The sequence below is a fragment of the Helicobacter rodentium ATCC 700285 genome, assembly GCF_000687535.1.
Taxonomy (GTDB): domain Bacteria; phylum Campylobacterota; class Campylobacteria; order Campylobacterales; family Helicobacteraceae; genus Helicobacter_D; species Helicobacter_D rodentium.
In genome coordinates, this window is sequence record NZ_JHWC01000026.1 from 1 (window position 1) to 1217 (window position 1217).

The 1217-nt window shown below is 40.8% G+C and carries 1 protein-coding gene; it reads left to right on the top strand.

The window, feature by feature from the left end; all coding sequences use genetic code 11:
* Positions 1–1217, top strand: a 1217-nt coding sequence (locus tag BS85_RS0109890; protein ID WP_026944636.1) for a flagellin N-terminal helical domain-containing protein, incomplete at both ends; no start/stop codon positions are given.

Here is a 1217-nt window from a genome sequence, read left to right on the forward strand (position 1 = left end):
ACACAAACTAGTCTTTCTAGTTCGCTACAAAAGTTAAGTTCAGGGTTAAGAATCAACTCTGCAAAAGATGACGCTTCCGGTATGGCGATTGCGGACAACTTAAGAAGTCAAGCAAATACTTTAGGTCAGGCAATCAGAAACGCAAACGATGGTATGGCAATTATCCAAATTGCAGATAAAGCAATGGACGAGCAAGTTAAGGTTTTGGATACCATTAAAACAAAAGCAGCTCAAGCAGCACAAGATGGTCAAACAGAGACAACAAGAAAGGCAATCCAAGCTGATATTAACCGCTTGATTGAATCTTTGGACAACATTGCTGGAACTACCTCTTACAATGGTTTAAAACTTCTTGCAGGTGGATTTACTAATAAAGAATTCCAAGTGGGTGCTTACTCTAACGAAACCATTCGTGCAAGCATTGGTGCAACAAGCTCCGATAAAATTGGGCATGTTAGAACTGAAAGCTATAACACAAGTGCTTCTGGATTTGGAACTTCTACCTTGACATTCACTGTTGGTTTGAGAGAAATCACATTGGAATCTGTCGTTATTTCTAATAGCGCAGGAACAGGTCTAGGTGTCTTAGCAGAAGCGATTAACCGCTACTCTGATGAACTTGGTGGTGTCCGTGCAGAAGCTGATGTGCAAGTAGGAGGAAGTGCGCCAATTACAAGTGGAACCGTGACTAAACTAAACATTAATGGTATCTCAATCATTGCTTCTGGTGGAGGTAGCATAGATGTAGGGGCTAATGATAAAAGTGGTGCGCTCGTGCAAGCAATCAATGCTTGGAAAGATACCACAGGCGTTCAAGCTTCTATTGATAAAGATGGTTCATTGCGATTGACTTCAACTGATGGTCGCGGAATTAATGTTGAAGGTTTATCCGCTACTGCTGGAATCAATGCTGGTTCTTATGCTGGTAAGTTGAATCTTACTCAACTAGGTGCAACTGATATTGTTGTGACTGATGGCACAGGTAATATTCCAAAAGCTTCAGCTGCAGCAGTTAATCAAGCAAATACTACATTGCGTGAAATCAAAGGTTCTTTTAAAGAGCAAACTTTACGCTCTATTGGTGTAGATGGATTTACAGGAACTGGTTTTGCCCTAGATTATGGTGCAGGTGTTACAACCCTTAAAGGTGCAATGCTAGTAATGGATATTGCAGAATCTGCAATTAAACAACTAGATACAATCCGCTCTGACTTAGG